This window comes from Segeticoccus rhizosphaerae, assembly GCF_009192725.1.
Taxonomy (GTDB): Bacteria; Actinomycetota; Actinomycetes; order Actinomycetales; family Dermatophilaceae; genus Segeticoccus; species Segeticoccus rhizosphaerae.
In genome coordinates, this window is sequence record NZ_VOHR01000693.1 from 1 (window position 1) to 636 (window position 636).

At 63.4% G+C, this 636-nt stretch carries 2 protein-coding genes; both read left to right on the forward strand.

All coding sequences use genetic code 11. The annotated features are described in order from the left end of the window. Positions 1–204 (forward strand): divalent cation tolerance protein CutA (cutA, locus tag FRW57_RS22530; protein WP_152187130.1); only part of this gene is annotated, 204 nt, incomplete at its 5' end. A 67-nt stretch (positions 205–271) separates the two neighbouring features. After that, positions 272–636 (forward strand): hypothetical protein (locus FRW57_RS24245; RefSeq protein WP_203230522.1); only part of this gene is annotated, 365 nt, incomplete at its 3' end.

Below are 636 nucleotides of genomic sequence, written 5' to 3' on the forward strand. Positions count from 1 at the left end.
CGCTCGGTCTTCGCTTGGCAGGGCGAGGTCGGTGAAGGCATCGAAGTGGCCGCGCTGCTAAAGACCGGCGGTGCGTTGTTGAAACAAGCGATCGCCCGCCTGGAGGACTTGCATCCCTATGATGCGCCAGCAATATTGGGGTGGCATTGCGACGCAGCCGGGAATGCGACCAAGGCTTGGTTGGGCAATCTAGGCCCGGCATAACAGGGGTTCGTGGGACATGAGAGATAGCGGTCGCAGGGGTGCCCTGCGCTTTCTCGGGGCAGGCGCATTGTTGACGACAGCCGGGTTCTCGATGCCCCTGAATGCGCAGACCACAGGGACGGCCAGGGCGCTGCCTCAAGGACTGTTCCGCCTGACGCGGCTGTTGGAACGTGAGCTGGTGGACGGCGCAGTGTTGAGCGTCGAGCGCAGCTGGTCCTGCAAATTTGAACATGCGGGGCGAGGGATGCGCGTCGTGGGCGAGGCCCTCGATTGCTTCGTGAAGGCGCCTGAATCCCTGGCACCGCTCGCTGCTCTCGAAAAGCAACGCAAGGATATGGGCCCGTTCCCCGCCCTGCTCCACAGCAGTGGACTCATCGCCTCGCCAGTCCACCAAGAGCCCGTCGATCACCGGCAAGTCGTGGATGTCGCCAT